Annotated in this window: 24 protein-coding genes, 1 pseudogene and 2 other annotated features; of the genes and pseudogenes, 23 read left to right on the top strand and 2 right to left on the bottom strand. The window is 37.2% G+C overall.

The genetic code is table 11. From position 1 onward, the window contains the following. The first annotated feature begins 1 nt into the window (after position 1). From galE to trpA, 15 genes are all read left to right on the top strand, one after another. The gene (galE, locus tag HT730_RS04690; protein WP_000996573.1) at positions 2–1,012 is read left to right on the top strand and encodes a UDP-glucose 4-epimerase GalE; all 1,011 of its coding nucleotides are present in this window, start codon (positions 2–4) and stop codon (positions 1,010–1,012) included. Positions 1,013–1,196: 184 nt separating this feature from the next. Next, positions 1,197–1,856: a DUF1868 domain-containing protein gene (locus tag HT730_RS04685; RefSeq protein WP_000793811.1), complete on the top strand. Its 660-nt coding sequence runs from the start codon at positions 1,197–1,199 to the stop codon at positions 1,854–1,856. A gap of 24 nt (positions 1,857–1,880) precedes the next feature. Next, entirely contained in the window at positions 1,881–2,948 is a 1,068-nt protein-coding gene (locus HT730_RS04680; RefSeq protein WP_000738376.1) for an extracellular solute-binding protein, read from the top strand. Positions 2,949–3,050: 102 nt separating this feature from the next. After that, positions 3,051–4,061: an ABC transporter ATP-binding protein gene (locus HT730_RS04675; protein ID WP_173306953.1), complete on the top strand. Its 1,011-nt coding sequence runs from the start codon at positions 3,051–3,053 to the stop codon at positions 4,059–4,061. An 11-nt stretch (positions 4,062–4,072) separates the two neighbouring features. Continuing rightward, entirely contained in the window at positions 4,073–5,764 is a 1,692-nt protein-coding gene (locus HT730_RS04670; RefSeq protein ID WP_001216174.1) for an iron ABC transporter permease, read from the top strand. Positions 5,765–5,766: 2 nt separating this feature from the next. Further along, a complete protein-coding gene (locus tag HT730_RS04665; protein WP_001149044.1) occupies positions 5,767–6,477 on the top strand; it encodes an MgtC/SapB family protein in 711 nt (236 codons plus the stop codon). A gap of 686 nt (positions 6,478–7,163) precedes the next feature. Continuing rightward, positions 7,164–8,159 (top strand): LacI family DNA-binding transcriptional regulator, encoded by a 996-nt coding sequence (locus tag HT730_RS04660; RefSeq protein ID WP_000410752.1) that lies wholly within the window; start codon positions 7,164–7,166, stop codon positions 8,157–8,159. A gap of 214 nt (positions 8,160–8,373) precedes the next feature. Beyond that, positions 8,374–8,603, top strand: a binding site (T-box leader). Positions 8,604–8,766: 163 nt separating this feature from the next. Next, positions 8,767–9,945 (top strand): tryptophan synthase subunit beta, encoded by a 1,179-nt coding sequence (gene trpB / locus HT730_RS04655; RefSeq protein ID WP_173306952.1) that lies wholly within the window; start codon positions 8,767–8,769, stop codon positions 9,943–9,945. Then, positions 9,936–10,167, top strand: a binding site (T-box leader). It overlaps the preceding gene by 10 nt. A gap of 301 nt (positions 10,168–10,468) precedes the next feature. Beyond that, positions 10,469–11,830 (top strand): anthranilate synthase component I, encoded by a 1,362-nt coding sequence (gene trpE, locus HT730_RS04650; protein ID WP_173306951.1) that lies wholly within the window; start codon positions 10,469–10,471, stop codon positions 11,828–11,830. Further along, the gene (locus HT730_RS04645) at positions 11,827–12,393 is read left to right on the top strand and encodes an aminodeoxychorismate/anthranilate synthase component II (protein ID WP_119920059.1); all 567 of its coding nucleotides are present in this window, start codon (positions 11,827–11,829) and stop codon (positions 12,391–12,393) included. The genes trpE and HT730_RS04645 overlap by 4 nt, the downstream gene beginning before the upstream one ends. 10 nt (positions 12,394–12,403) lie before the next feature. Continuing rightward, positions 12,404–13,408, top strand: coding sequence for an anthranilate phosphoribosyltransferase (gene trpD, locus HT730_RS04640; protein WP_173306950.1), 1,005 nt, complete (start codon positions 12,404–12,406; stop codon positions 13,406–13,408). Continuing rightward, a complete protein-coding gene (gene trpC, locus HT730_RS04635; protein WP_173306949.1) occupies positions 13,405–14,172 on the top strand; it encodes an indole-3-glycerol phosphate synthase TrpC in 768 nt (255 codons plus the stop codon). Before trpD ends, trpC begins: the two co-directional genes overlap by 4 nt. Next, positions 14,159–14,758, top strand: coding sequence for a phosphoribosylanthranilate isomerase (locus tag HT730_RS04630; RefSeq protein WP_173306948.1), 600 nt, complete (start codon positions 14,159–14,161; stop codon positions 14,756–14,758). The genes trpC and HT730_RS04630 overlap by 14 nt, the downstream gene beginning before the upstream one ends. Beyond that, complete coding sequence (gene trpB, locus HT730_RS04625) at positions 14,736–15,959, top strand: tryptophan synthase subunit beta (RefSeq protein ID WP_173306947.1); 1,224 nt, start codon at positions 14,736–14,738, stop codon at positions 15,957–15,959. Before HT730_RS04630 ends, trpB (HT730_RS04625) begins: the two co-directional genes overlap by 23 nt. Beyond that, entirely contained in the window at positions 15,952–16,728 is a 777-nt protein-coding gene (trpA, locus tag HT730_RS04620) for a tryptophan synthase subunit alpha (protein ID WP_173306946.1), read from the top strand. The genes trpB (HT730_RS04625) and trpA overlap by 8 nt, the downstream gene beginning before the upstream one ends. Here the strand turns inward: trpA and HT730_RS04615 are convergent. Continuing rightward, positions 16,700–16,801, bottom strand: a pseudogene (locus HT730_RS04615) (prepilin peptidase); the annotation flags it as partial. The gene trpA and the pseudogene HT730_RS04615 sit on opposite strands and share 29 nt — an antisense overlap. 120 nt (positions 16,802–16,921) lie before the next feature. Here HT730_RS04615 and HT730_RS04610 point away from each other — a divergent pair. After that, the gene (locus HT730_RS04610) at positions 16,922–17,653 is read left to right on the top strand and encodes a hypothetical protein (RefSeq protein WP_173306945.1); all 732 of its coding nucleotides are present in this window, start codon (positions 16,922–16,924) and stop codon (positions 17,651–17,653) included. Positions 17,654–17,667: 14 nt separating this feature from the next. Then, on the top strand, positions 17,668–18,819 hold the full coding sequence (locus HT730_RS04605) for an XRE family transcriptional regulator (RefSeq protein ID WP_173306944.1): 1,152 nt from the start codon (positions 17,668–17,670) through the stop codon (positions 18,817–18,819). A gap of 51 nt (positions 18,820–18,870) precedes the next feature. Here the strand turns inward: HT730_RS04605 and HT730_RS04600 are convergent, their stop codons facing one another. After that, a complete protein-coding gene (locus tag HT730_RS04600) occupies positions 18,871–19,530 on the bottom strand; it encodes an A24 family peptidase (RefSeq protein WP_173306943.1) in 660 nt (219 codons plus the stop codon). 69 nt (positions 19,531–19,599) lie between these two features. Here HT730_RS04600 and HT730_RS04595 point away from each other — a divergent pair, with 69 nt between their 5' ends. The 6 genes from HT730_RS04595 to HT730_RS04570 all read left to right on the top strand — a co-directional run bounded on the left by HT730_RS04595 (position 19,600) and on the right by HT730_RS04570 (position 25,844). Next, complete coding sequence (locus tag HT730_RS04595) at positions 19,600–20,055, top strand: GNAT family N-acetyltransferase (protein ID WP_173306958.1); 456 nt, start codon at positions 19,600–19,602, stop codon at positions 20,053–20,055. A gap of 180 nt (positions 20,056–20,235) precedes the next feature. Further along, positions 20,236–21,231, top strand: a complete 996-nt coding sequence (locus HT730_RS04590; RefSeq protein ID WP_173213096.1) for a LacI family DNA-binding transcriptional regulator — start codon at positions 20,236–20,238, stop codon at positions 21,229–21,231. 126 nt (positions 21,232–21,357) lie between these two features. Then, positions 21,358–22,668 (top strand): sugar ABC transporter substrate-binding protein, encoded by a 1,311-nt coding sequence (locus HT730_RS04585; RefSeq protein WP_060628702.1) that lies wholly within the window; start codon positions 21,358–21,360, stop codon positions 22,666–22,668. Positions 22,669–22,765: 97 nt separating this feature from the next. Then, the gene (locus HT730_RS04580) at positions 22,766–23,668 is read left to right on the top strand and encodes a sugar ABC transporter permease (RefSeq protein WP_173306942.1); all 903 of its coding nucleotides are present in this window, start codon (positions 22,766–22,768) and stop codon (positions 23,666–23,668) included. A 1-nt stretch (position 23,669) separates the two neighbouring features. Beyond that, the gene (locus HT730_RS04575; RefSeq protein WP_000819520.1) at positions 23,670–24,515 is read left to right on the top strand and encodes a carbohydrate ABC transporter permease; all 846 of its coding nucleotides are present in this window, start codon (positions 23,670–23,672) and stop codon (positions 24,513–24,515) included. 9 nt (positions 24,516–24,524) lie between these two features. Then, positions 24,525–25,844, top strand: a complete 1,320-nt coding sequence (locus tag HT730_RS04570) for a glycoside hydrolase family 32 protein (protein ID WP_173306941.1) — start codon at positions 24,525–24,527, stop codon at positions 25,842–25,844. Positions 25,845–25,929: the final 85 nt, after the last annotated feature.

Raw genomic sequence — 25,929 nt, 5'->3', positions numbered from 1 at the left:
AATGGCAATATTGGTAACAGGCGGAGCTGGTTATATTGGTAGCCATACCGTAGTAGAATTACTAAATTTAGGTAAGGAAGTCGTTATTGTCGACAACCTTTCAAACTCAAGCATTTTAGTATTAGATCGTATTGAAGCAATTACAGGGCAACGTCCTGCGTTTTACGAATTAGATGTCTGTGATAAACAAGGATTGAGAAAAGTTTTTGAACAAGAATCTATTGAGGCTGCAATTCATTTTGCAGGATACAAAGCTGTCGGAGAATCCGTGCAAAAGCCTGTAATGTATTACGAAAATAATATTATGAGCACATTAGCTCTTGTTGAAGTGATGTCAGAGTTTAATGTTAAAAAGATTGTATTTTCATCGAGTGCGACTGTATACGGCGTTCACAATCAGTCTCCCCTTATTGAGACGATGCCGACAAGTGCAACGAATCCGTATGGGTACACAAAAGTGATGCTTGAACAAATTTTAAAAGATGTTCATGTAGCAGATTCAGAGTGGAGTATTGCGTTGCTTCGTTATTTCAATCCGATTGGTGCTCATGAGTCGGGGTTGATTGGAGAAGATCCATCAGGCATTCCTAACAACTTAATGCCTTTTATTGCACAAGTAGCGGTAGGTAAGCGACCAGAGCTAAGTGTTTTTGGAGATGATTATGATACGGTAGATGGTACTGGTGTTCGCGATTATATCCATGTAGTGGATTTAGCGATAGGGCATATAAAAGCTTTAGAAAAAGTATCTGAAAAAACAGATGTTTATATTTATAACCTTGGTTCAGGAGAAGGCACTAGTGTATTACAACTTGTAAATACATTTGAAAGTGTTAATAAGATCCCTATTCCTTATAAAATAGTTCCAAGACGTTCAGGAGACGTTGCAACTTGTTATGCAAATGCAGACAAAGCATATAAGGAATTAAATTGGAGGACAACAAAATCGATTGAAGACATGTGTAGAGATACATGGAATTGGCAATCAAAAAATCCCAATGGCTATAATTGATGATACTGTCTATATGAGTGCTGTATTTTGGAAAAATTACTTAAACTTTTAATGAAATGCATATTTAATGAAAGATAAATTTTTTTAAAAAATGTTTGAAAGCGCTTGACAAAGTAAACGATTTCGTTATATAATATAAGCATAGATGACACCGGTGTCAAATATAAAAAAAGAGGGTCTTTATATGAAAAACCTAACAAAAATTAAGTTCAAAGAAAATGGAGAATTTAATCATTTTCCAGGAAATACTGTTGTAGCAAATCTTTATACTAAACAAGATTTGATGGAAGTTGTTGATATTATTCAATCACGTTATAGAGAATTACCATTTATCGATAAGTTTACTTTAACTCCAAGGAATTCTATTCACATGACTGTAATTGAATTGTTGTGCCATGAAAATCGTGAAACGGAGTTTTGGAGTAGTAATCTTCCTCTTGATACACCTTTACAGGAAATACATGATTACTTTGCTAAACAACTTGAAATTTTTCCATTGTTGGATGAAGAAATTCATATGCGTGTGACTGAAATGGGAAAACAAAACATACTAGTTGAACCTGCAGATGAAGCTTCTGCAAAGAGATTAGAAGAAATTCGTACTTATGTTTCAGAAAAAGCAGGTGTTCGTTTCCCTAATCATGATAGATATCAATTCCATATTTCAATTGGATATCTTCGGATTCCTCTAACCGAAGAGGAGGAAGAAGAGTTTACTAAAGTCAGAGCGGAATTAACTGAAATCTTATTAGAGAAGATTCCAACTATTACTGTAAACCGTATTGACTATACTGTATTTGAAGATATGAGACAATTTGTTCCATATCACGAAAAATTTAAATAAAATAATAAAAAAGGAGAACTTATCATGAAAAAAATGAAAGTTTGGTCTACTGTACTTGCAACGGGAGTTGCTCTTACTACACTTGCTGCTTGCTCTGGAGGTTCAAATTCTACGACTGCTTCTTCATCTGAAGAAAAAGCTGATAAAAGTCAAGAATTAGTAATCTATTCGAACTCAGTTTCAAATGGTCGTGGTGATTGGTTAACTGCTAAAGCAAAAGAAGCTGGTTTTAATATAAAAATGGTTGATATTCCTGGCGCTCAATTAGCAGACCGTGTTATTGCCGAGAAGAATAATGCAGTTGCAGATATGGTATTTGGAATTGGTGCTGTTGATTCAAATAAAATTAGAGATCAAAAATTACTAGTCCAGTACAAGCCTAAATGGTTAGATAAAATTGATCAATCTTTATCAGATAAAGATAATTATTATAATCCTGTGATTGTTCAACCATTAGTTTTAATTGGGGCGCCTGATGTAAAAGAAATGCCTAAAGATTGGACTGAATTAGGTAGTAAGTATAAAGGTAAATATTCAATTTCTGGTCTTCAAGGTGGTACAGGACGGGCAATTCTAGCAAGTATCTTAGTTCGATACCTTGATGATAAAGGTGAATTAGGTGTTTCCGAAAAAGGTTGGGAAGCAGCAAAAGAATATTTGAAAAATGCATACACTCTTCAAAAGGGAGAAAGTTCAATTGTTAAGATGTTAGACAAAGAAGATCCAATACAATATGGAATGATGTGGGGTTCTGGTGCATTAGTTGGACAAAAAGAACAAAATGTTGTTTTCAAAGTTATGACTCCTGAGATTGGTGTACCATTTGTAACTGAACAAACTATGGTTTTAAGCACTAGTAAAAAACAAGCGTTAGCTAAAGAATTTATTGATTGGTTTGGTCAATCAGAAATTCAAGTAGAATATAGTAAGAACTTTGGATCTATTCCTGCAAATAAAGATGCCCTAACAGAGTTACCTGAAGATACGAAAAAATTTGTTGATCAAGTGAAACCACAAAATATTGACTGGGAAGCTGTTGGAAAGCATTTGGATGAATGGGTAGAAAAAGCTGAATTAGAATACGTACAATAAGAAATAAGAGTTAATTTTTATGTCCAAGTCTCTCTATTATTTCTAAATTTAAGGAAGAAATAAAGAGAGGCTTTTGGTTTAGTAATAGAGGGAGTTAGTGAGATGATTAAATTTGATAATATTCAAATTAAATATGGTGATTTTGTTGCAATTGATAATCTAAATTTAGATATACATGAAGGGGAATTTTTTACATTTCTTGGACCTTCAGGATGTGGTAAATCAACTACTTTGAGAGCATTGGTAGGTTTTCTAGATCCATCATCAGGAAGTATTGAAGTTAATGGAACAGATGTCACTCATTTGGAACCTGAAAAGCGTGGAATTGGTATTGTATTTCAATCTTATGCGCTATTTCCAACTATGACTGTTTTTGATAATATTGCATTTGGTTTAAAAGTTAAGAAGGTAGCTCCAGATGTTATTAAAGCAAAAGTATCAGCAGTAGCAGCAAAAATTAAGATCTCTGATCAACAGTTACAGCGTAATGTATCAGAATTATCTGGGGGTCAACAACAAAGGGTAGCATTGGCTCGTGCTCTGGTTCTTGAACCTAAAATTCTTTGTCTAGATGAACCATTGTCAAACCTTGACGCAAAATTACGTGTAGATTTGAGAAAAGAGTTGAAAAGACTTCAAAAAGAGTTAGGTATTACTACTTTATATGTTACTCATGATCAAGAGGAAGCCTTGACTTTATCTGATAGAATTGCAGTCTTTAACAATGGATACATCGAACAGGTCGGTACACCAGTAGAAATTTATCATAATTCTCAAACTGAATTTGTATGTGATTTTATTGGAGATATTAATGTTTTGACTGATGAAATAGTCCACGAAGTATTACTGAAAAATGCAAGCGTTTTCTTAGAAGATAAAAAAGGATACATTCGATTAGAGAAAGTTCGATTCAATCGTGAAACTGAACAAGATTTCACTCTAAAAGGGACAATTATTGATGTTGAGTTTTCTGGAGTTACAATTCACTATACAATAAAAGTTTCTGAAAGTCAGATTCTTAATGTAACAAGTATTGATAGTCAGGCTGCTATTAGATCTGTCGGAGAAAGTGTGGAATTATTTATCACACCATCAGACGTTCTGCAATTTTAAGGAGGTGCAGTATGCGTCATAAATTAAATTTAAAAGATTGGCTTATTCGTTTAGGGTTAATCTGGTTCTTAGTAACATTTATTATTTATCCAAACTTTGATCTAGTAGTGAATGTATTTGTAAAAGGAGGAGAATTTTCCCTTGATGCTGTACATCGTGTTCTAAAATCTCAGAGGGCACTTCAGAGTATTATGAACAGTTTTAAGTTGGCATTTTCACTCATTATTACAGTTAATGTCGTAGGTATTCTTTGTGTTCTATTTACAGAATACTTTGATATTAAAGGTGCTAAAATTTTAAAATTAGGTTATATGACCTCTTTAATTTATGGAGGAGTGGTTTTAGCGACTGGATATAAATTTGTCTATGGTCCTTATGGATTGATTACAAAATTTTTACAAAATATTATCCCTTCTTTAGACCCTAACTGGTTTATTGGGTATGGTGCAGTCTTATTCATTATGACATTTTCAGGAACTGCTAATCATACATTGTTTTTAACAAATACAATTCGAAGCGTTGACTATCACACTATTGAGGCTGCTCGAAATATGGGAGCAAAACCATTTACTGTTTTCCGAAAAGTAGTGTTACCAACCTTAATTCCAACTCTATTTGCACTTACTATCATGGTTTTTCTTAGTGGTTTATCTGCAGTAGCAGCACCCATGATTGTTGGTGGTAAAGAATTTCAAACTATAAATCCAATGATTATTACATTTGCAGGGATGGGGAATTCTCGTGATTTAGCTGCCCTACTTGCAATTATTTTAGGTATTGCAACTACAATTTTGCTTACTATCATGAATAAGATAGAAAAAGGTGGAAATTATATTTCTATCTCAAAGACTAAAGCGCCTCTTAAAAAACAAAAAATTGCGTCTAAGCCTTGGAATATCATTGCTCACATTGTAGCATATGGATTGTTCACAGTTTTCATGCTTCCACTAATTTTTATAGTATTATACTCATTTACAGATCCAGTTGCAATTCAAACAGGTAACTTAACATTATCAAACTTTACTTTAGAAAATTATCGCTTATTCTTTAGTAATAGTGCGGCATTCTCTCCATTCTTGGTCAGCTTTATTTATTCTATTATTGCTGCGACAACAGCAACAATTCTCGCAGTTGTATTTGCTCGTGTTGTCAGAAAACATAAATCTCGTTTTGATTTCTTATTTGAATATGGTGCTCTACTTCCTTGGTTACTACCAAGTACACTTTTAGCAGTAAGTTTATTATTTACTTTTAATCAGCCACAATTTCTTGTCTTGAATCAGATTTTGGTAGGTAGTTTGGTAATTCTACTTATTGCATATATAGTTGTAAAAATCCCATTTTCTTATAGAATGGTACGTGCTATTTTATTTAGTGTTGATGATGAGATGGAAGATGCAGCAAGAAGTATGGGTGCTTCACCTTTTTATACTATGATGAAGGTTATCATTCCATTTATTTTACCGGTTGTTCTCTCTGTTATTGCTTTAAACTTTAACTCTTTATTAACTGACTTCGACTTATCTGTATTTCTTTACCATCCATTAGCTCAACCACTGGGTATAACTATTCGTTCAGCAGGTGATGAAACAGCAACTTCAAATGCTCAAGCACTTGTATTCGTTTATACTATTGTATTAATGATAATTTCTGGTTCTGTTTTATACTTTACTCAGAGACCAGTTAGTAGAAAAAGGAAATAATAATGCAAGCAACAAGCTTAGGACTATCATATATCGAAATTGTATTAAGAATTGTACTTTCATTAGTTATTGGTGGTGTAATTGGTTTAGAGAGAGGAAGTAAATCTCAACCAGCAGGTATTCGTACACATAGTATTGTTTGTCTGGCTGCATGTTTAATTATGATGACTAATGAGTATGTATCTTATAAATTTGGTACAGGAGATCCTACACGCTTAGGTGCGCAGGTTATATCAGGTGTTGGTTTTCTTGGGGCTGGAACAATACTTATTACAGATAAAAAGAAAATAACTGGTTTAACAACTGCAGCCGGAATATGGGCTTCAGCTGGAATCGGTCTAGCTATTGGTGTTGGTTTTTATGAAGGAGCCATACTAGGAGCAATGTCTGTTTGGAGTGTTATAACTATGTTCCAACCTTTAAAAAAATATCTTCAAAGTCGTTCAAAGATAATCGAATTGTATATCGTTGTTAGATCTACAGAGGCATATAATCGGGTACTAGTATACTGTGCTGAGAATGGCATTAGAATGACTGATTCTAGAACTGCATTTGGAGATGTTAATTCAGAAAGAATTGAATATTTTGATGTTCCAGACAAAAAAATCGCGTCATTTATTACTCTGGAATTATCAGGTAGATTTGAGCACCTTAAACTAATGGAAGAAATTGCTAATATTGTTGGTGTGATTTATGTTGAGGAAATCAGCTAATCTAGGGATAAACAAAGGGACGGATTATTCTAGTCCTTTTGTTTTCTTTAAATAATAAGAAATATAAGGGCACATCTAAAAACTCAATTTCAATACTTTTAAACATTGATGTATCAACGTTTTCTGAGCAATAAAAATAGAAAATCGGTAGTTTTTAGAGGTGTCCATAATAATTTTTGAAGAAAAGGATCTAACTAATTTGAGAGTATATAAAGTGGATTTTGATGCAGGAAAAATAACTTATTTTGATGACTATAATCTCATACAGGTATACCACTTCCATTCATTTTATGATGTTTGTGAGATGGTGTTCGCTTGTCATTTACCATTTGAAGAAATGCTTAGAAATGTTATTGTTAAGGAGAAAGCTGTTCCCATATTAGAGTGTTATATTGAACAGATAATGAATACATTTCTAAATACAGAAGGATTTACTGAAAATGATTCCTTGGAATTTTCAGGTAGTGTATTTTCTTATCCGGTGATTTGTAATGCAGTTTACAAAATAGTACAAAACAGTGAATTGAATTGTAAAATTTATGTTACTAGTACTGAAAGTTAATGTAGATTTAGTGAAGTATTTCCTCCAGATGTAAACTAGATTAAAAGATTAGAATGTAATTTTCTTGTTAAAATAATTTAAATATTGTATAGTTATAGTGAAGGTTTATGACAGGAGTATTTTAATGGAAAAAGGGAAAAAGGTAACGATATATGATATTGCACGTTTGTCTGGTTTTTCTCCAAAGACAGTTTCACGTGTAATAAATGGAGGGAATAGAGTAAAACCTGAGACTTATAATGCCATAAAAAAAGTCATCGATGAGTTATCCTATATTCCAAATGCCTATGCTCAGAATTTAACGAAGAAAGAAACCACGAATATTTTAATATCTGTGAAGAAGATTGATTCTTTTCCTTTAATCTGGTTTCAAACACTTTTAGATAAAGTTTTACAAACTTGTAGACAATTTGGAGTAAATGCTATTGTTGAATATTTTGGAGAGGAAGATTCGATTAGTAATTCAATTATTTCAAGTATTGGTAGCCTTGTAGATGGAGTGATTGTCTTTTATGAGGGGGAGAATGATATTCGAATCCAATATTTAAAGAAAAATAATATGCCTTTCATTGTCTTTGGAGAGTCTCAAACACCTGGAGTAGTTTACGTATCTAACAATAACTTTCAAGCTACTTATGATATGATGAAAGTAGTTTTGGAAAAGAATTTTAAAGATATGTGGTTACTTATGGGAGGTGAGTCTTATGTAAATAAGGATCGAGAGAGAGGAGTGAGAACTTTTTTAAAGGATAATAATTATTCTATGGATTTGAAGGTAGTTTATGGTTTAACTACAATAGAGTCAGTTTATTCCTTTGCTGTGAATGATTTGTCTTTTGGAAATTATCCAGATATTATATTTGTTTCAGGCGATGAAAAAGTTCAGGGACTAATTCGTGCGTGTTACGAAAAAGGAATAGCGATTCCGGATAATATATCCGTTGTTGGATTTGATAATATTCCAATTTCACAGTATTACACTCCTGCTTTATCTACAATTTCTCCTAATTATGTTAAATTAGCTCAAGAAATGATTGAAGGGGTATTAGCAATTATAAAGGGGGAAAGTGTCACATCTGTTGAAGTTTCTACTAAACTTGTTAGGAGACAGAGTTTCTAGTATTGTTTAATTCTTGAAAATCCTAAGGGAAAAGATGGAGTGTTCTAAAGTAAGTTCTGTTTAGCATCTATTCAGTTTCTATTGAGTTGGATCCAATTTCTAACAAGTGGGACATTTTCACGTTCGATTTACTAAAGACATTATCACATTCGAATCACACATCTTTCAAAAAAATCGTAAAAAAGTCTTGACAAAGAAAAAACAAAGTATTAAAATAAGTTCAACAAATCAGAAAAGTAACTATTTTTAATCTTCAGGGAGCCTGTGGTGATTGTGAACAGGTGGTTGGAAGTAGTGAAAGTGGGCTGATTTTAAAAATGAATTTGAAACAATGAAAATTCGGTGCGCACACCTTACAGTGCAACTTGTTGTTAGACAAGGCAGAGATGTAAAGGGATAGTCCCTTTATAATTGAGGTGGCACCGCGTTACCAACGCCCTCACATGGAATTTAATTCTGTGTGTGGGCTTTTTTCTATCCGTCATTTTGTTTATCTTTTATTAGGGCGTTAAGTCGCTTTGATGAACTTGAGTTCTATCTGCAGCTCCTTGCCTACTACTAAAAGCAAACAAAAAGGCCGGATTCATACAGAAAGAGGAAAAATTTTATGACAACTAAAGGTTATTTTGGACAATTTGGTGGTAGTTTTGTACCGGAGCCGATTCAGGCTTTGTTGGATGAGTTGGAAGTGACATTTGACAAGTACAAGAATAATCCAGACTTTTTGGCAGAATTTCGTCATTACTTAAAGGACTATTCAGGTCGCGAAACACCGCTCTATTTTGCGGAAAGTTTGACAGATCACTTAGGTGGCGCTAAGATTTATCTCAAGCGCGAAGATCTTAACCATCTGGGTTCTCACAAGCTCAACAACGTTTTAGGACAAATTCTTCTTGCTAAACGTATGGGCAAAAAACGAGTAATCGCAGAAACAGGAGCTGGTCAGCACGGGGTTGCGACGGCGGCAGCTGCAGCTAAGTTTGGTATGGCTTGTGATGTCTACATGGGGGCAGAAGATGTGGAACGCCAACGTCTCAATGTTTTCCGTATGGAGATGATGGGAGCAACTGTTCACGCAGTTGAAACGGGGACACGAACTCTTAAGGATGCGGTTGATGCAGCCTTTGGAGCATGGATGAATGACCTTGAAGCCTTCTATGTTCTGGGATCTGCTGTGGGACCTCACCCATATCCTACAATTGTCCACGAGTTCCAAAAGGTCATCAGTGAAGAATCTCGTCGTCAAATCTTAGAAAAAGAAGGTCGTTTACCAGACTACGTTATTGCCTGTGTAGGTGGTGGTTCTAATGCTATTGGTGCATTTTCTCAGTATGTGGCTGATGAAGAAGTTAAATTGGTTGGGGTTGAAGCTGCTGGTCACGGACTTGACACAGACAAGCACGCAGCTACTATGACAAAAGGTAGTATCGGAATTGTCGACGGCATGAAGACTTATGCAGTCTTTAAGGAAGATGGAGAGCTAGCTCCAGTTTACTCTATCTCAGCTGGATTGGACTATCCAGGGGTTGGCCCAGAACACGCCTACTTTAAAGATTCAGGTCGCGTGGAATATGTGGCTGCGACAGACGAAGAAGCTGTTCAGGCTCTCCTCCTTCTCAGCAAGACAGAAGGAATTATCCCAGCGATTGAAAGTTCGCACGCTATCGCAGAAGCAGTTAAACGTGCACCGAAACTAAGTAAAGACGACATTATCATCATCAATGTCTCTGGGCGTGGAGACAAGGACGTAGCTGCGATTGCAGACTACCTAGAAGCTAAAAAATAAAAGATGGAAAAATTACAGTCTTTTCTCTCACAGAGAGCTTGTGGTTGCTGGAAACAAGCAGAGAAAGTTGTAAGGTTGGGTCCATCTGAAATGAGAGAAGAAAACATAATTCTCAAGGGAGTGCCCTTTATCGCACAGCCTGTTACAGGAGGTTTCTGAGACAGGCATGAGAGATAGGAGAAATCCTATAATTGAGGTGGCACCGCGAATTTCGTCCTCACGCAAGTTGTTTTGCGTGGGGATTTTTATATATTTACCGCAGATATTGCGATTAATTTTTTAAATATTTTCAATAAATAGGTCGTTATAGAATATTTACGAACGAAGTGAGTTTCTAAAAGCTGTTTCCCGTCATAGTGGTATCCTAGAGAAGCAAAGATGCTTCTCTAGGACGGAATTTTTGAGACACATGGCTCAAAAATTAGGGATGAAATTTCGGAGAAAGTTGCTCCCGTCCGCACTATTTAAGGGAAATAGAAAAAAGATAAAAAATTAAAAATAAGGAACTGAAAGGGAAATTACAATGGAACGAATCATTCATGGAGATGTCTTATCACCAATCTTGGCTTATATGCGTCTAAAGGGGCAACACAAGGTTATTTTAGAAAGTATTCCGAGAGACAAGGAAACAGCTCGTTTTTCTATCCTAGCCTATAATCCAGTTTTTGAGATTAAGTTTGAAAATGGAGTTCTTTATCAAAATGGGAAAGTGATTGATCAGGATCCCTTGGATTTCCTTTATCAAGTGACTCATAAGAGCCAGCGCCATTCAGACCTCCCTTTTGGTGGTGGGGCAATTGGTTTTGTTGGTTACGATATGATTTCGCTTTATGAAGAAATTGGTCAAATTCCTGAAGATACGATTGGAACGCCAGATATGCATTTCTTCGTCTATGAGAGTTACATTGTCTTTGACCACAAGAAGGAGAAAATCCATGTCATCGAGGATGCTCTCTATAGCGAGCGTAGTCAAGAAGATTTGGAAAAATCCTTGAACCAAGTGCTTGAGGAATTACGCATTCCTGCTTCAAATGAATTTGAAGACTTGGATCTATCTCCTTTGGATTTCAAACCACATATCGCTCCTCAAAAGTTTGAGGAAATGGTGGAAACAGCTCGTTACTTGATTCGAAATGGTGACATGTTCCAATGTGTACTCAGCCAGCGTTTCTCAGCAGAAGTTACTGGAAATCCATTTGACTTCTACAGAAATCTCCGCGTGACTAATCCTTCTAATTACCTTTATTTCTATGATTTTGGTGATTATCAAATCATCGGTGCCAGTCCAGAAAGTTTAGTTTCTGTCAAAAATGGCATCGTGACAACCAATCCGATTGCAGGGACACGACCAAGAGGTGCTACGGATGAAGAAGACAAGGCTTTGGCGACAGACCTGCTTTCGGATGAGAAGGAAACAGCAGAGCATCGGATGTTAGTAGACTTGGGACGAAATGATATTGGCCGCATCTCTGAAACGGCAAGTGTCCAAGTCACTAAGTATATGGAAGTGGAGCTTTTCCGTTATGTCATGCATTTGACCAGTGTGGTCAAGGGGCGTTTGCTTCCAGAACTCACTGCCATGGATGCCTTGAAAGCTACACTTCCTGCTGGAACAGTTTCAGGAGCACCAAAGATTCGAGCGATGAGACGCATCTATGAACTAGAAACGGAAAAACGGGGCGTATACGCAGGAGCAATCGGCTACTTGTCTGCGACGGGTGATATGGATTTTGCCATTGCCATCCGAACCATGATTCTCAAAAATCAAACAGCTTATGTGCAGGCTGGGGCAGGGATTGTCTACGACTCCATCGCCCAAAACGAATACCAAGAAACCATTAACAAAGCAAAATCTATGACTAGAATTGGAGAACTAAGACCATGATTTTATTGATTGACAACTATGATTCTTTTACCTATAACTTGGCCCAATACATTGGGAATTTTGCAGAAGTTCAAGTTTTGAGAAATGATGATCCCAAGCTGTATGAAGAAGCTGAAAAAGCAGATGGTCTGGTTTTTTCTCCTGGTCCTGGTTGGCCAGTTGATGCTGGAAAGATGGAAGACATGATTCGTGACTTTGCTGACAAGAAACCGATTCTTGGAATTTGTTTGGGTCACCAAGCTATCGCAGAAGTTTTTGGTGGTAAGCTAGGTTTGGCTCCCAAAGTCATGCATGGGAAACAGAGCAATATCAGCTTTGAAGCGCCATCTGTTTTGTATCAAGGTATCGAGGATGGTCGTGCGGTCATGCGTTATCACAGTATTTTGATTGAGGAAATGCCAGAAGACTTTGAAGTGACAGCTCGTTCGACTGATGACCAAGCCATCATGGGGATTCAACACAAAACACTTCCAATTTATGGCTTCCAGTACCATCCAGAAAGTATCGGAACGCCAGATGGCTTGTCTTCTATTCGGAATTTTATCGAGAAGGTTGTAAAGTGAGGAAACTAGGATGAAAGAGATTATTGAAAAACTAGCAAAATTTGAAAATTTATCAGGTGTGGAAATGACGGATGTCATTGAGCGTATCGTAACTGGGCGTGTAACGGAAGCGCAGATTGCTTCTCTCCTTTTGGCTCTTAAGATGAAGGGGGAAACACCTGAAGAACGCACAGCCATTGCCCAAGTCATGAGAGGACATGCCCAACATATTCCAACTGAAATTCATGATGCCATGGACAACTGTGGTACAGGTGGGGACAAGTCTTTCAGCTTTAACATCTCCACAACTGCAGCCTTTGTCTTGGCTGGTGGCGGTGTTCACATGGCCAAGCATGGTAACCGCTCGATTTCTTCTAAATCTGGTTCTGCAGATGTCCTCGAAGCCTTGGGCATCAATCTTGATCTCAAACCAGCTGAACTAGGTAAGGTCTTTGATAAAACTGGCATCGTCTTTCTCTTCGCTAAAAATATGCACCCAGCTATGAAATACATCATGCCAGCTCGTTTGGAATTGGGAATTCCAACGATTATGAACTTGACTGGTCCCCTGATTCATCCAATGGCTTTGGAAACACAGCTTCTTGGAATTAGTCGTCCAGAACTTCTAGAAAGTACAGCTCAGGTTTTGAAAAATATGGGTCGCAAACGTGCTATAGTGGTTGCTGGACCAGAAGGACTGGATGAAGCTGGTTTGAATGGAACAACCAAGATTGCACTTCTTGAAAATGGTGAAATCAGCTTGTCAAGCTTCACTCCAGAAGATCTGGGGATGGAAGGCTACGCTATCGAAGATATTCGTGGTGGCAATGCTCAGGAAAATGCAGAAATTTTGCTCAGCGTTCTTAAGAACGAACCAAGTCCATTCTTGGAAACGACAGTCTTGAATGCTGGTCTTGGTTTCTATGCCAATGGTAAGGTAGCTAGTATCAAGGAAGGAGTTGCCTTGGCCCGTCAAGTGATTGCTAGTGGCAAGGCCCTTGAAAAACTCAGACTGTTACAGGAGTACCAAAAATGAGTCAGGAATTTTTAGCACGAATCTTGGAGCAGAAGGCGCGTGAGGTTGAGCAGATGGAGCTGGAGGAAATCCAGCCCCTGCGCAAGACCTATCGCTTGGCAGAATTTTTAAAGAATCACCAGGACCGCTTGCAGGTAATCGCTGAGGTCAAGAAGGCTAGCCCTAGTCTGGGAGATATCAATCTCGATGTGGATATTGTGCAACAGGCCCAGACTTATGAAGCGAACGGAGCAGTGATGATTTCTGTTCTGACAGATGAAGTTTTCTTTAAAGGTCATTTGGATTATCTACGGGAGATTTCCAGTCAAGTGCAGATTCCGACGCTTAACAAGGACTTTATTATCGATGAAAAGCAAATCATCCGCGCTCGCAATGCAGGTGCGACAGTCATCCTACTCATTGTGGCCGCCTTGTCAGAAGAACGTCTCAAAGAACTGTATGACTATGCGACAGATCTTGGTCTGGAAGTCTTGGTGGAAACGCATAATCTTGCTGAACTAGAGGTGGCTCATAGACTTGGTGCTGAGATTATCGGAGTCAATAACCGCAACTTGACCACCTTTGAAGTTGACTTGCAGACCAGTGTAGATTTGGCTAAACATTTCAAAGATGATTGCTTGTACATTTCTGAATCTGCTATTTTCACAGGGCAGGATGCGGAACGATTAGCACCATACTTTAACGGAATTTTAGTAGGGACAGCTCTCATGCAGGCAGAAGATGTGGCCCAGAGAATCAAGGAGTTGCAGATTGACAAAGGTTAAGATTTGTGGACTATCGACCAAAGAAGCGGTGGAAACAGCCGTTTCAGCAGGAGCAGACTACATCGGTTTTGTCTTCGCACCCAGTAAAAGAGAGGTGAGCTTGGAAGAAGCTACTGAGCTGGCAAAGCTTATTCCTACAGATGTCAAAAAGGTCGGCGTATTTGTTTCACCAAGTCGAGCTCAACTGCTAGAAGTCATTGACAAAGTTGACTTGGACTTGGTTCAAGTTCACAGTCAGGTAGCGGATGATTTATTTGAGGATTTGCCTTGTGCCAGCATTCAGGCTGTGCAGGTGGATGGAGAGGGGCATGTACCCAATTCTCAGGCAGACTATCTACTCTTTGATGCCCCTGTGGCTGGGAGTGGCCAGACCTTTGACTGGGGCCAACTGGATACGACTGGACTAACTCAGCCCTTCTTTATCGCAGGTGGGCTTAATGAAGACAATGTAGTACAAGCAATTCAACACTTTACTCCCTATGCAGTAGATGTATCAAGTGGAGTGGAGACAGATGGACAAAAAGATCATGAAAAGATTAGAAGATTTATAGAGAGGGTAAAGAATGGCATATCAAGAACCAAATAAAGATGGATTTTACGGAAAATTCGGCGGACGTTTCGTCCCAGAAACATTGATGACAGCAGTTTTGGAGTTGGAGAAGGCCTACCGTGAAAGTCAGGCAGACCCAAGTTTCCAAGAGGAATTAAACCAGCTCTTACGCCAGTATGTAGGACGTGAAACTCCCCTTTACTACGCAAAAAACTTGACCCAGCATATTGGCGGAGCCAAGATTTATCTCAAACGTGAAGACCTTAACCATACAGGGGCCCACAAGATTAACAATGCCTTGGGACAAGTTCTTCTGGCTAAACGTATGGGTAAAAAGAAAATTATCGCAGAAACAGGTGCTGGTCAGCACGGTGTGGCAACTGCAACTGCTGCAGCCCTCTTTAACATGGAATGTACTATCTACATGGGTGAGGAAGATGTCAAACGCCAAGCCCTCAATGTCTTCCGTATGGAGCTTTTGGGAGCCAAGGTTGAGGCAGTGACAGACGGTTCGCGCGTGCTCAAGGATGCAGTTAATGCAGCTCTTCGTTCATGGGTGGCTAATATCGATGATACCCACTATATCCTTGGTTCTGCCTTGGGGCCTCATCCATTCCCAGAAATCGTTCGTGACTTCCAAAGTGTCATCGGTCGAGAGGCTAAACAACAGTACCGCGACTTGACAGGACAAGATCTGCCAGATGCCCTAGTAGCCTGTGTTGGTGGTGGTTCAAATGCCATCGGTCTCTTCCATCCATTTGTAGAAGATGAGTCTGTAGCCATGTATGGAGCTGAAGCAGCTGGACTTGGTGTAGACACAGAGCACCACGCAGCTACTTTGACCAAGGGTCGTCCGGGTGTCCTTCACGGTTCCCTCATGGATGTGCTCCAAGATGCTCATGGTCAAATTCTTGAAGCCTTCTCTATCTCAGCAGGTTTGGACTATCCTGGTATCGGTCCAGAACATTCTCACTACCACGATATCAAACGTGCCAGCTATGTTCCTGTGACAGACGAGGAAGCCTTGGAAGGATTTCAACTCTTGTCTCGTGTGGAAGGGATTATCCCAGCCTTAGAATCTAGCCATGCCATTGCCTTTGCAGTGAAATTGGCTAAAGAACTTGGATCAGACAAGTCCATGATTGTCTGTCTATCAGGTCGTGGGGACAAGGATGTGGTTCAAGTCAAAGACCGCTTGGAAGCAGATGCAGCAAAGAAGGGAGAAGCTCATGCCTAAGACACTAACAAAAAAATTAAACGCTATAAAAGCAGCTGGAAAAGGAATTTTCGTTCCCTATATCATGGCTGGAGACCATGAGAAAGGTTTGGATGGTCTAGCTGAAACAATCCACTTTTTAGAAGATTTGGGTGTCTCTGCAATTGAAGTGGGCATTCCCTTTTCAGACCCAGTTGCAGATGGACCTGTTATCGAAGAAGCTGGCTTGCGCAGTCTAGCCCACGGAACTTCTACCCAGGCTTTAGTTGAAACTTTGAAAACCATTCAAACAGAAATTCCGCTGGTCATCATGACCTACTTCAACCCCCTCTTTCAGTACGGTATGGAGAACTTTGTCAAAGATTTGGCAGATACAGCGGTTAAGGGCTTGATTATTCCAGACTTGCCTCATGAGCATGCCAACTTTGTAGAACCATTTTTGGCAGACACAGACATCGCCTTGATTCCTCTAGTTAGTTTGACGACAGGAATTGAGCGTCAGAAAGAGTTGATTGAAGGGGCAGAAGGCTTTGTCTATGCAGTTGCCATCAATGGGGTGACAGGGAAATCTGGCAATTACCGTGCAGATTTGGATAAGCACTTGGCACAATTGCATCAAGTGGCTGACATCCCAGTCTTGACAGGATTTGGGGTATCTAGTCAAGCTGATGTAGAACGCTTTAATGCGGTGTCAGATGGTGTTATCGTTGGTTCGAAAATTGTAAAAGCTCTCCACGAGGGAGAGCCGATTGAGGACTTTATCAAACAAGCAGTAGCTTACCAAAAATAATCACACAAGCAGCGAGTAAGAGGAAAGGCACAAAAGGAAGTCTTTCCTTTTTCTTTTGCAGGAGAAAGGCTAGTTTTAGATATCATTTGCCAAATTACTCTGATATGAAACTTTAAGAAAAAGCTAATTATTGTAGTAATTTCTTTAAGAAAATGATATAATTCATTAAAAAGTATTCGGAGGAGGAAGAATTATGTTAAATCAGGATCTCTTTGATTCGCTCAAGGCACAAAAAATTGTAGATACTTTGATGAAAGGTCAAAAAGATTATGTCGATGAACGTCTAGAAAAAAGAGAGACAATGATAGTGTCGAATGGTTATGCATGGACGCGACCTAATCATATTGATACTGCATTTGCGTCAGCAGATTTGTTTGAGTATAAATTACAATTAGCAGGACAGACTTGGGGATATTTAGAATTTGAAACAAATACAGAAAAATATGGGAAAGTATTGTTAATTATAAAGGGTAAGAAGCGACTTACGAGCCAATTTCCTTTGGTACAAAAAAATAAGAGTGGCTACTTATTTGAATATGCTCGGATGAATACACTTTATCTTAATCAACATTCTCCCTACAAAAATGATGAAGATAGTCATTCCTTTCCAATTCAGATGGAGTTGGTTTCTGATGAAATGATTCAAGAAATTGAACAAGCTACTAAAAATTCGAATATCGAAAAATTTATGATTTTAACTTATGAGGCAGACTCAGAAAACAATATTATATCTGTAGATGTTGTTATGCCTGATGCACGAACTGGTCAGTTACACTTGATTCAAGATTTGTCTGAGTATATTCAATCAAGTTCGTACCATTTCGAAGAAGCTAAATACCAAGATATTCCTAATTTTTCAGAATTATCGGAAACAGAAGATTTTGAAATTATTCCAAGAATAGAAAAACAAGAAGGTCAAAAGTAGTAAGGAGTATGTAAATGTTTAATGGTCGGGTATTGAAAGAATTACGGCTGTTAAATGGTTTAAGTAGAGCAGAATTAGCTCAGAGAATTAATTTAACGGAACAAGCCATTTGGCAGTTTGAGTCCAACGAAACGAAACCTAAATTATCAACCAAAATGCATTTGGCCAACCAATTTCATGTTGATTTAACTTATTTTGAACAAGAAGAAGAAAGTATTCGATTTGATTCTTCTGTAATCGCCTTTAGAAATGCAGACCTAGCAACACGGAAAACAATAGATATTCAAACTATGTATTTACATAAGGTAGATAGTTTGATTGATTATTTTGAAAGTTTTGTAATTATACCTAATATTACAATTCATGACCTAAGTAATGTAGTGAGTGAATCTTATCATAAGGGAGAATCCATTGAGGAATTGGCTCTTTATGCCAGGGAAAAATTAGGTATTTCAAAAGATAATCATGATTTGCTTTATAAATTAGAACGTTCAGGCATCTATATCGTGGAACGATTAATTAATGGTCAAGCTGATGCTTATAGCGCATGGTCAAAATTGGGAAGACCTTATATTGTGTTGGGGACGAATAAATCATCTGTACGTCGAAATTTTGACTTAGCTCATGAGCTAGGACATATTCTTTTACACAAATATAAAGATATGAATGAAGATGGCGATAGTTTGGAGCAAGAAGCAAATTATTTTGCATCATGTTTTTTATTGCCAAAAGAAGAGTTTTTAGTCAAATTTGAAGAGAGGGTTGGCAAGCGTGTCAGCAATCCTGATAGTTATATTTTATTGAAGTCGGATTTGAATGTTTCGATACAAGCTTTAGAGTATCGAGCTTTTAAGTTAGGATTATTGACTCCAAAGCAACATTCTTACTTTTATCGTCAAATTGCGCAAAAAGGTTACAAAATGATTGAACCTTTGGATGATCAAATTTTTGTAAAAAAACCAAGCAAAGTAAAGAGTATTTTGGACGTCGTTTTGAGTAATCATCTAGTCAGTCTAGCGACTATAATGTCTAAACAAAGTATTCGTTTACAGTTTATAAGCGAAATATTTTCGGTCGAAATGAAATTTTTTGATCAATATCAAGAAGATAAAAGAACAGATCAATTTGATAATATCATTCCTTTGTATAAAAGAAATAATTTATAATTTAACTGTGAAATAATTTCATGAAGGACATATGATAGAAATTGAACTTTATCAAACAAGCAGTAGCTTACCAAAAATAATCACACAAGCAGCAAACAAGAGGAAAGGCACGAAAGGAAGTCTTTCCTTTTTCTTTTGCAGGAGAAAGGCCAGAATCCCTGTTGCAGAAGCAAACTGAATCAAGATGAGTAATTCGGTCGCACTAAAGACGAGAGCACAAGAAGCTAAAAAGAGAAAATCCCCTGCGCCCATGCGAATATCGATAAAATGAGCCAAAATTCCAAGAACAAAGAAGAAGACCATGACTAGATTCCAGCCAGAGGAAGCCATGAGGATTAGGTGGAAAGTCATCCAGACCAGTAAGGGATATTCCTGATGGCGAAAGTCGTAGATACCCAAGGTCAAACCAGCAGTGATTAGGATGACTTGCCCCAAGGAAAGTAATTCCCAGGAGTAAAGCAGAAAGATGAGCCCTAAGCCTAGTTCAAAAAGGGTATACCAGACAGGATAAGGAGCCTTGCAGTAGCGACAGCGAAAGCGATTGAAGACCTGCGAGAGAATCGGAATTAAATCTAAGGGACGCAAGCGAGTCTGACAGGAATCGCAGTGACTAGCAGGTTGGATAATGGATTGCTCAGGAAAACGGTCAATGACCAAACCAAGAAAGGAAGCGAGAATGCTCCCGACAAGAAAAAAATAAAAATCAATCATACTTATCTATTCGTAAAAAATAGGAGAAGTAGTATAATGGAGAAATATAGACAAGGTGGTGAGTGCAAAATGTCAATTCGTTTTGAAGAAAATGTGAGCACAGAAAACGCTCAATTCGTATGTCAATGGTCCAACTCCCTTGGCAAAGCTTTTCAAGAACAATGGATGGGACCAAAGATTCCTTTTCCCTTAACAATTCAAGTCTTGCAAGATTTGGAAGGAATCTTTTCTATCTTTGAAGGACAAGAGTTCGTCGGACTAATACAAAAAATCAGACTAGAAGACAGTAATCTTCATATTGGAAGATTTTTTATCAATCCCCAGAAACAGGGGCAAGGCTTAGGTAGTCAGGCTTTAAGGAAATTTGTTAGTTTGGCCTTTAAAAATGGAGACATAGATAGTATTTCTTTAAATGTCTTCGAGGCAAATCAAAGAGCTAAGAATCTTTACCAAAAAGAAGGATTTGAAATCGTTCAAATGGTTGAAGCATCTGAACGGAAATATATTATGAAGAAGGGGAGATAGAAGCAAAAAAAGTCTTTTCCTGTTTTATGTAGATGTTTACATATGAAAATTGAAGTATTTTCAAAAGATAATTGGAGTGATTTTATTCATGATGGGAAAAAGGGTCTGGACAAAAATGATTGAGAAATAGTTGCTAAAAAAGCGTTTGCATGATACTATATATTGAAAGGAGGTGATAAGATGGTAGAACAAAGAAAATCAATTACCATGAAAGATGTTGCTTTAGAAGCAGGAGTTAGTGTTGGAACAGTTTCACGTGTGATTAATAAAGAAAAAGGCATTAAAGAAGTAACCTTAAGGAAAGTTCAAAGGGCTATAAAAACATTGGACTATATCCCTGATAATTATGCTCGAGGTATGAAAAAGAATAGAACAGAAACTATCGCTTTGATTATTCCGAGCATATGGCATCCGTTTTTCTCGGAGTTTGCCTATCATGTTGAGAAAGAGTTATTAAAATATAATTATAAATTATTTATTTGTAACGCTGATAGCGATTCACAAAATGAAATCGAATATATCGAAATGTTGAAACAAAATAAAGTGGATGGAATTATTGGTATTACATATTCTGATATTGACAAATATATTTTATCTGATTTACCGTTTGTAAGTATAGATAGACATTTTTCGGAAAATGTATGCTATGTTACTTCAGCAAATTACAAAGGAGGACAAACTGCAGCAGAGGAACTGGTTAGAAGGGATAATAAGCACCTTGCTTTTATTGGTTCAATTAATATGTATGAGAATGAGACTATACTCAGAAGTAAAGGATTCAGAGAAAAAGCTAAGGAATTAGGAGTAGATGTCTATAATTTTGAAATGAAAGAACCTTTAATAAATCCTGAAGATCAGATAAGAGTTTTTTTGCAATCTCATAAAGAAATTGATGGTATATTTACAATAAATGATATGATGGCTCTGAGAGTTATTAGTGTTATGAAAGAACTGGGGAAAATAGCACCTGATGATTACCAGATAATTGGGTTTGATGGTTTAAAAACTTCTGTCGATCAATCTTATCTAGTGTCTACAATAGTTCAAGATATTGGTATGATGGCAAAAGAATCTGTTGCAATGATACTGAAAATGATTAAGCGGGAAGAGATTCTAGAAAAACGAATCGTAATTCCCACATATTTTTGGGGAGATAAAACAACAAAAAAAATTTAAAAAGCGCTTGACAATTAATGAAAGCGCTGTTATAATATAATCATCAAATGAAACGTTTCAAAAACAGGCTAGAAGCTTGTTTAAAAAATAAATAAAAAATGAAACGTTTCAAAAAGGAGGAAAATAATGCGTAAAGGTACAATGTTATCTGTTGTTGCGGGGCTATCGTTAGCTATACTTGCAGGTTGTAGTGGAGGAACTAACTCAAAACAAGCTAGTTCTTCAAATGATATTAAAGTCTGGGTACAATTCTCTGACGAAACCAATGAAGGAAAAGCTTGGCAAAAAGTTGTTGACAACTTTAATCAATCAGGAAAAAGTAAGTACAAAGTTGTAACTGAGTATATTCCTCGTAGTGGTAGTGGTGGAGGATATGAAGACAAGGTTAATGCTGCTATCACGACTAATAGTCTTCCAGATGTTATTACCCTTGATGGACCAAATACGGCAGCTTATGCAAAATCTAAAGTGATTACTCCGCTAGATGATTATCTAAAAGATAATAATATGGATGATGTTTTGGACAGTATTAAACAACAAGGAACTTATGATGGCAAATTCTATGCATTTGGATTTTCTGAATCGAATGTTGGTGTTTATTACAACAAAAAAATGTTCAAAGAGGCCGGAATTGCGGAATCAGAGCTTCCAACGCTAGAAAAGCCATGGACATGGGACGAATTTAATACGATTGCTAAAAAATTGAAAGATCATTATAACAAACCGGCAATTGATTTTCGTATTAATTCAAACGATGAAATGTTGCCATATGCTTATATGCCGTTGATTTGGTCAAATAATGGTTCTGTCGTAAACGAAGATGGAACAAAGGCAGAAGGATACTTCAACTCCAAAGAGAGTGTAGAAGCAGTTCAATTCATTCAAAATCTTGTAAAAGAAGGTTATACAACTGTTAGTCCAGTCGAAAAAGGTTTTGAAACAGGAGAGTATCCAATGCTTTTGAGTGGTTCTTGGACGATTGCTGACATGAATACAAACTACAAAGATATTGATTTTGGTATCCTTCCTTACCCAGTATCTAGTAAGACGAAAAAATTAGTATCCCCTTCAGGTAGTTGGCAATTAGCTGTTACGACAAAATCTGATAAAAAAGAAGCAGCATCTGAATTTGTTAAATTTGCTACAAATACAGAATCAAGTGAAATTATTAGCTTGGGGAATTCGGTCCTTCCAATTCGTAAATCTACAATTGAAAATATCAAAGATAAAGTATCCGAACCAATGCGTTTCTTGATGGAACAAAATTCAAAAACAGCTCATGCTCGCCCAGTTGTCGTAGCATATCCTCAGGTTTCTCGAGCTTTTCAACAAGCAATGCAAGATATTAGCTATTATGAAGAAAATCCAAATGTGCAAAAAGTCTTGGATACTCGTACAAAAGAAATGCAAACTGCTATTGATCAGTCACTCAAATAATCTGTAAAAAGGAAGGAGGAAGGAAAACGTTTGGAACTACCTTCCCCTTTCTTGTTAGTAGATTAGTTTGATATATATATGACTAAAGGAGATGAATATGAGTAAAGAAACTATTGTGGATACAAAAAGACGTGAAAAAATAAAAGATAACATACTAGGTTATAGTTTTTTAGCTCCAGCTTTAATTTTATTAGGTATCTTTTTGGTAATTCCAGTTGGAATGGTCATTTATTACGCTTTTACAGATTATTATTTGTTGACACCAGATGAAAGAAAATTTGTTGGATTTGAGAATTTTATTCGATTAATAAAGGATCCGATTTTCTTAAAGAGCTTCTTGAATACTTTGAAATTTGTGGTTTGGATTATTCCAGTTCAATTGGGAGCAGCCTTAGGAATGGCTTTGATTGTTAATAAAAAGCGCAAAGGGAATATGTTTTTTAAAGTGGCTTTTTTTGCTCCAGTTGTCATGTCCTTGGTAGTTATTTCTATTCTTTGGCTTTATCTTTTAAATCCAAATAGTGGCTTATTAAATGCTATTTTAAATAAGGTAGGTATTGCTTCTCAACCTTTCTTGACTAGTCCTAAACAAGCTATGTATGCAATTGTTTTTGTTTCTGCTTGGCAGGGTGCAGGTTATCAGATGCTTTTATTTTTAGGAGGAATGCAGAATATTCCACAAGATGTCTATGAAGCTGCTGAATTAGATGGATTCTCAAAATGGGCTCAGTTTCGTTATATCACGATGCCCCTACTAAAACCAACAGCCCTGTTTGTATTGTTAACAACTTTAATTTCTGCTTTTAAGCTAATTGTACAACCAATGGTTATGACGCAAGGTGGGCCATTAAACTCAACAATTACTATGGTGTACTATATTTATCAACAAGGTTTTACTGATCGTCTTGTAGGATATTCTAGCTCAATCGCTTTAGTATTTACAACGTTAATTGGTATGATTAGCTTAGTGCAACGTCGCGTTCTGAAGGAGGATGACTAAGATGAAACGATTTAAACCAACAACAATCTTAGAATATATTCTGTTAACCCTATTGGCAGGACTCTTCCTTTTTCCTATGGTTTGGATGGTAGTTTCAGCCATGAAGCCAGAAGCGGATGTTTATAAAAATTTAACTAGTTGGCAAGCCTTCTTACCAAGTTTAAATCCCGCTGATTGGTTTAAACCTTATCAGGAAGTATTTGAGCGATTTAGTATTTTTACCTATCTAGGGAACAGCATTTTTTATGCTGGAACGTTTGCTATTGGTTCTATTATTGTCAATGCACTGGCCGGTTTCGCTTTTGCAAAAGTCAATTTTTCAGGTAAGAAAATTTTATTTGGTTTCTTACTTGCTTTACTTATTATTCCAGTAGAAACTGTGTTAATTCCACAATTTACCATTATCAATTCCCTAGGTTTGGTCAATAATCGTCTTGCAGTTATTATTCCAGGATTGGCGAGTGTATTTAATATTTACTTATTTAGGAATTTCTTTATTGCAATTCCAGAAGAGATTCTTGAGTCTGCAAAGATGGACGGAGCAAGTATCGTTAGAATTTTCTTTAGAATTATGCTTCCAATGTCTAAACCTGCAGTTGCTACAGTTGGTGTTTTATCATTTATTTCAAGCTGGAATGATTATATTTGGCCATTGATGGTTTTGACAGATTCTTCTAAATTTTCAATGCAGGTTGCAATTACAACTATTAATACAACTCAACCAGTTTATATCAATCAGGTAATGGCTGTATTAACTATTTCAACGATTCCGTTGATTTTGGTCTATGTAGTCGCTCAGAAATATATTGTTCAAGGTCTGGGTGGTTCCGGAACTGGAATAAAATAGGATATACTTATGATAAATAAAACATTTACAGTAGAAAAAGCCAATCGTTTTATAGCAGAAAATAAACATCTTGTAAATACTCAATATAAGCCTGAAGAACATTTTTCAGCTGAGATTGGCTGGATCAATGATCCAAATGGATTTGTCTATTTTCGTGGAGAATACCATCTCTTTTATCAATTCTATCCATATGATAGTGTCTGGGGACCAATGCACTGGGGTCATGCTAAAAGTAAGGACTTGGTGACTTGGGAGCACTTGCCAGTGGCACTTGCTCCTGACCAAGATTATGACCGCAATGGATGTTTCTCAGGTTCTGCCATTGTCAAGGATGATCGCCTCTGGCTCATGTACACTGGACATATCGAAGAAGAAACAGGTGTTCGTCAAGTGCAAAATATGGCATTTTCAGACGATGGGATTCACTTTGAAAAGATTGAACAAAATCCAGTTGCAACTGGAGCAGACTTGCCAGATGAGTTGATTGCTGCTGATTTCCGTGATCCAAAACTCTTTGAAAAAGATGGACGCTATTACTCCGTAGTAGCTGCCAAACACAAGGATAATGTGGGCTGTATCGTTCTACTAGGGTCCGATAACCTAGTAGAATGGCGGTTCGAATCCATCTTTTTAAAAGGGGTAGAACACCAAGGCTTTATGTGGGAATGCCCAGATTACTTTGAGTTAGATGGGAAGGATTGCCTTATTATGTCACCCATGCGTTATCAGCGTGAGGGAGACTCCTATCATAACATCAACTCATCGGTTTTGTTCACGGGTAAGGTAGATTGGGGAGAAAAACGTTTTATCTCAGAATCAGTTCAAGAAATTGATCATGGCCAAGACTTCTATGCGCCTCAAACATTGTTGGACGATCAAAATCGTCGTATCCTGATTGCTTGGATGCAGACATGGGGGCGTACCCTTCCAACCCATGACCAAGAACACAAATGGGCATGTGCCATGACTTTACCTAGAATTCTAAGATTGGAAGATGGCAAACTAAGACAATTCCCTGTTAAAAAAGGCCAATATCAAATCCAAATAGATAAAGATTGTCATTACCACTTAGGAAATGATACAGATTATCTTGAATTTGGTTATGACAGTAATGCGCAGCAAGTTTACATTGATCGTAGCCATCTTGTTCAAAAAATTCTAGGTGAAGAAGAACAGGACACTAGCCGACGGTATGTAGATATTGAAGCTAAAGAATTGGAAGTTGTTCTAGATAAAAATTCCATCGAGATTTTTGTCAATCAAGGTGAAGCAAGCTTGACGGCAACCTATTACTTAACAGTGCCAGCTGAGCTATCACGAATCGATTAAAAATTAATACTCTTCGAAAATCAAATTCAAACCACGTCAGCGTCGCCTTACCGTGTAGATGTTACCGACTTCGTCAGTTCTATCT

It is taken from the genome of Streptococcus sp. k-628, from assembly GCF_013277475.1.
Classification (GTDB): domain Bacteria; phylum Bacillota; class Bacilli; order Lactobacillales; family Streptococcaceae; genus Streptococcus.
Note: the sequence above shows the minus strand (reverse complement) of the source record. Positions and strands in the feature narration are given on the sequence as shown.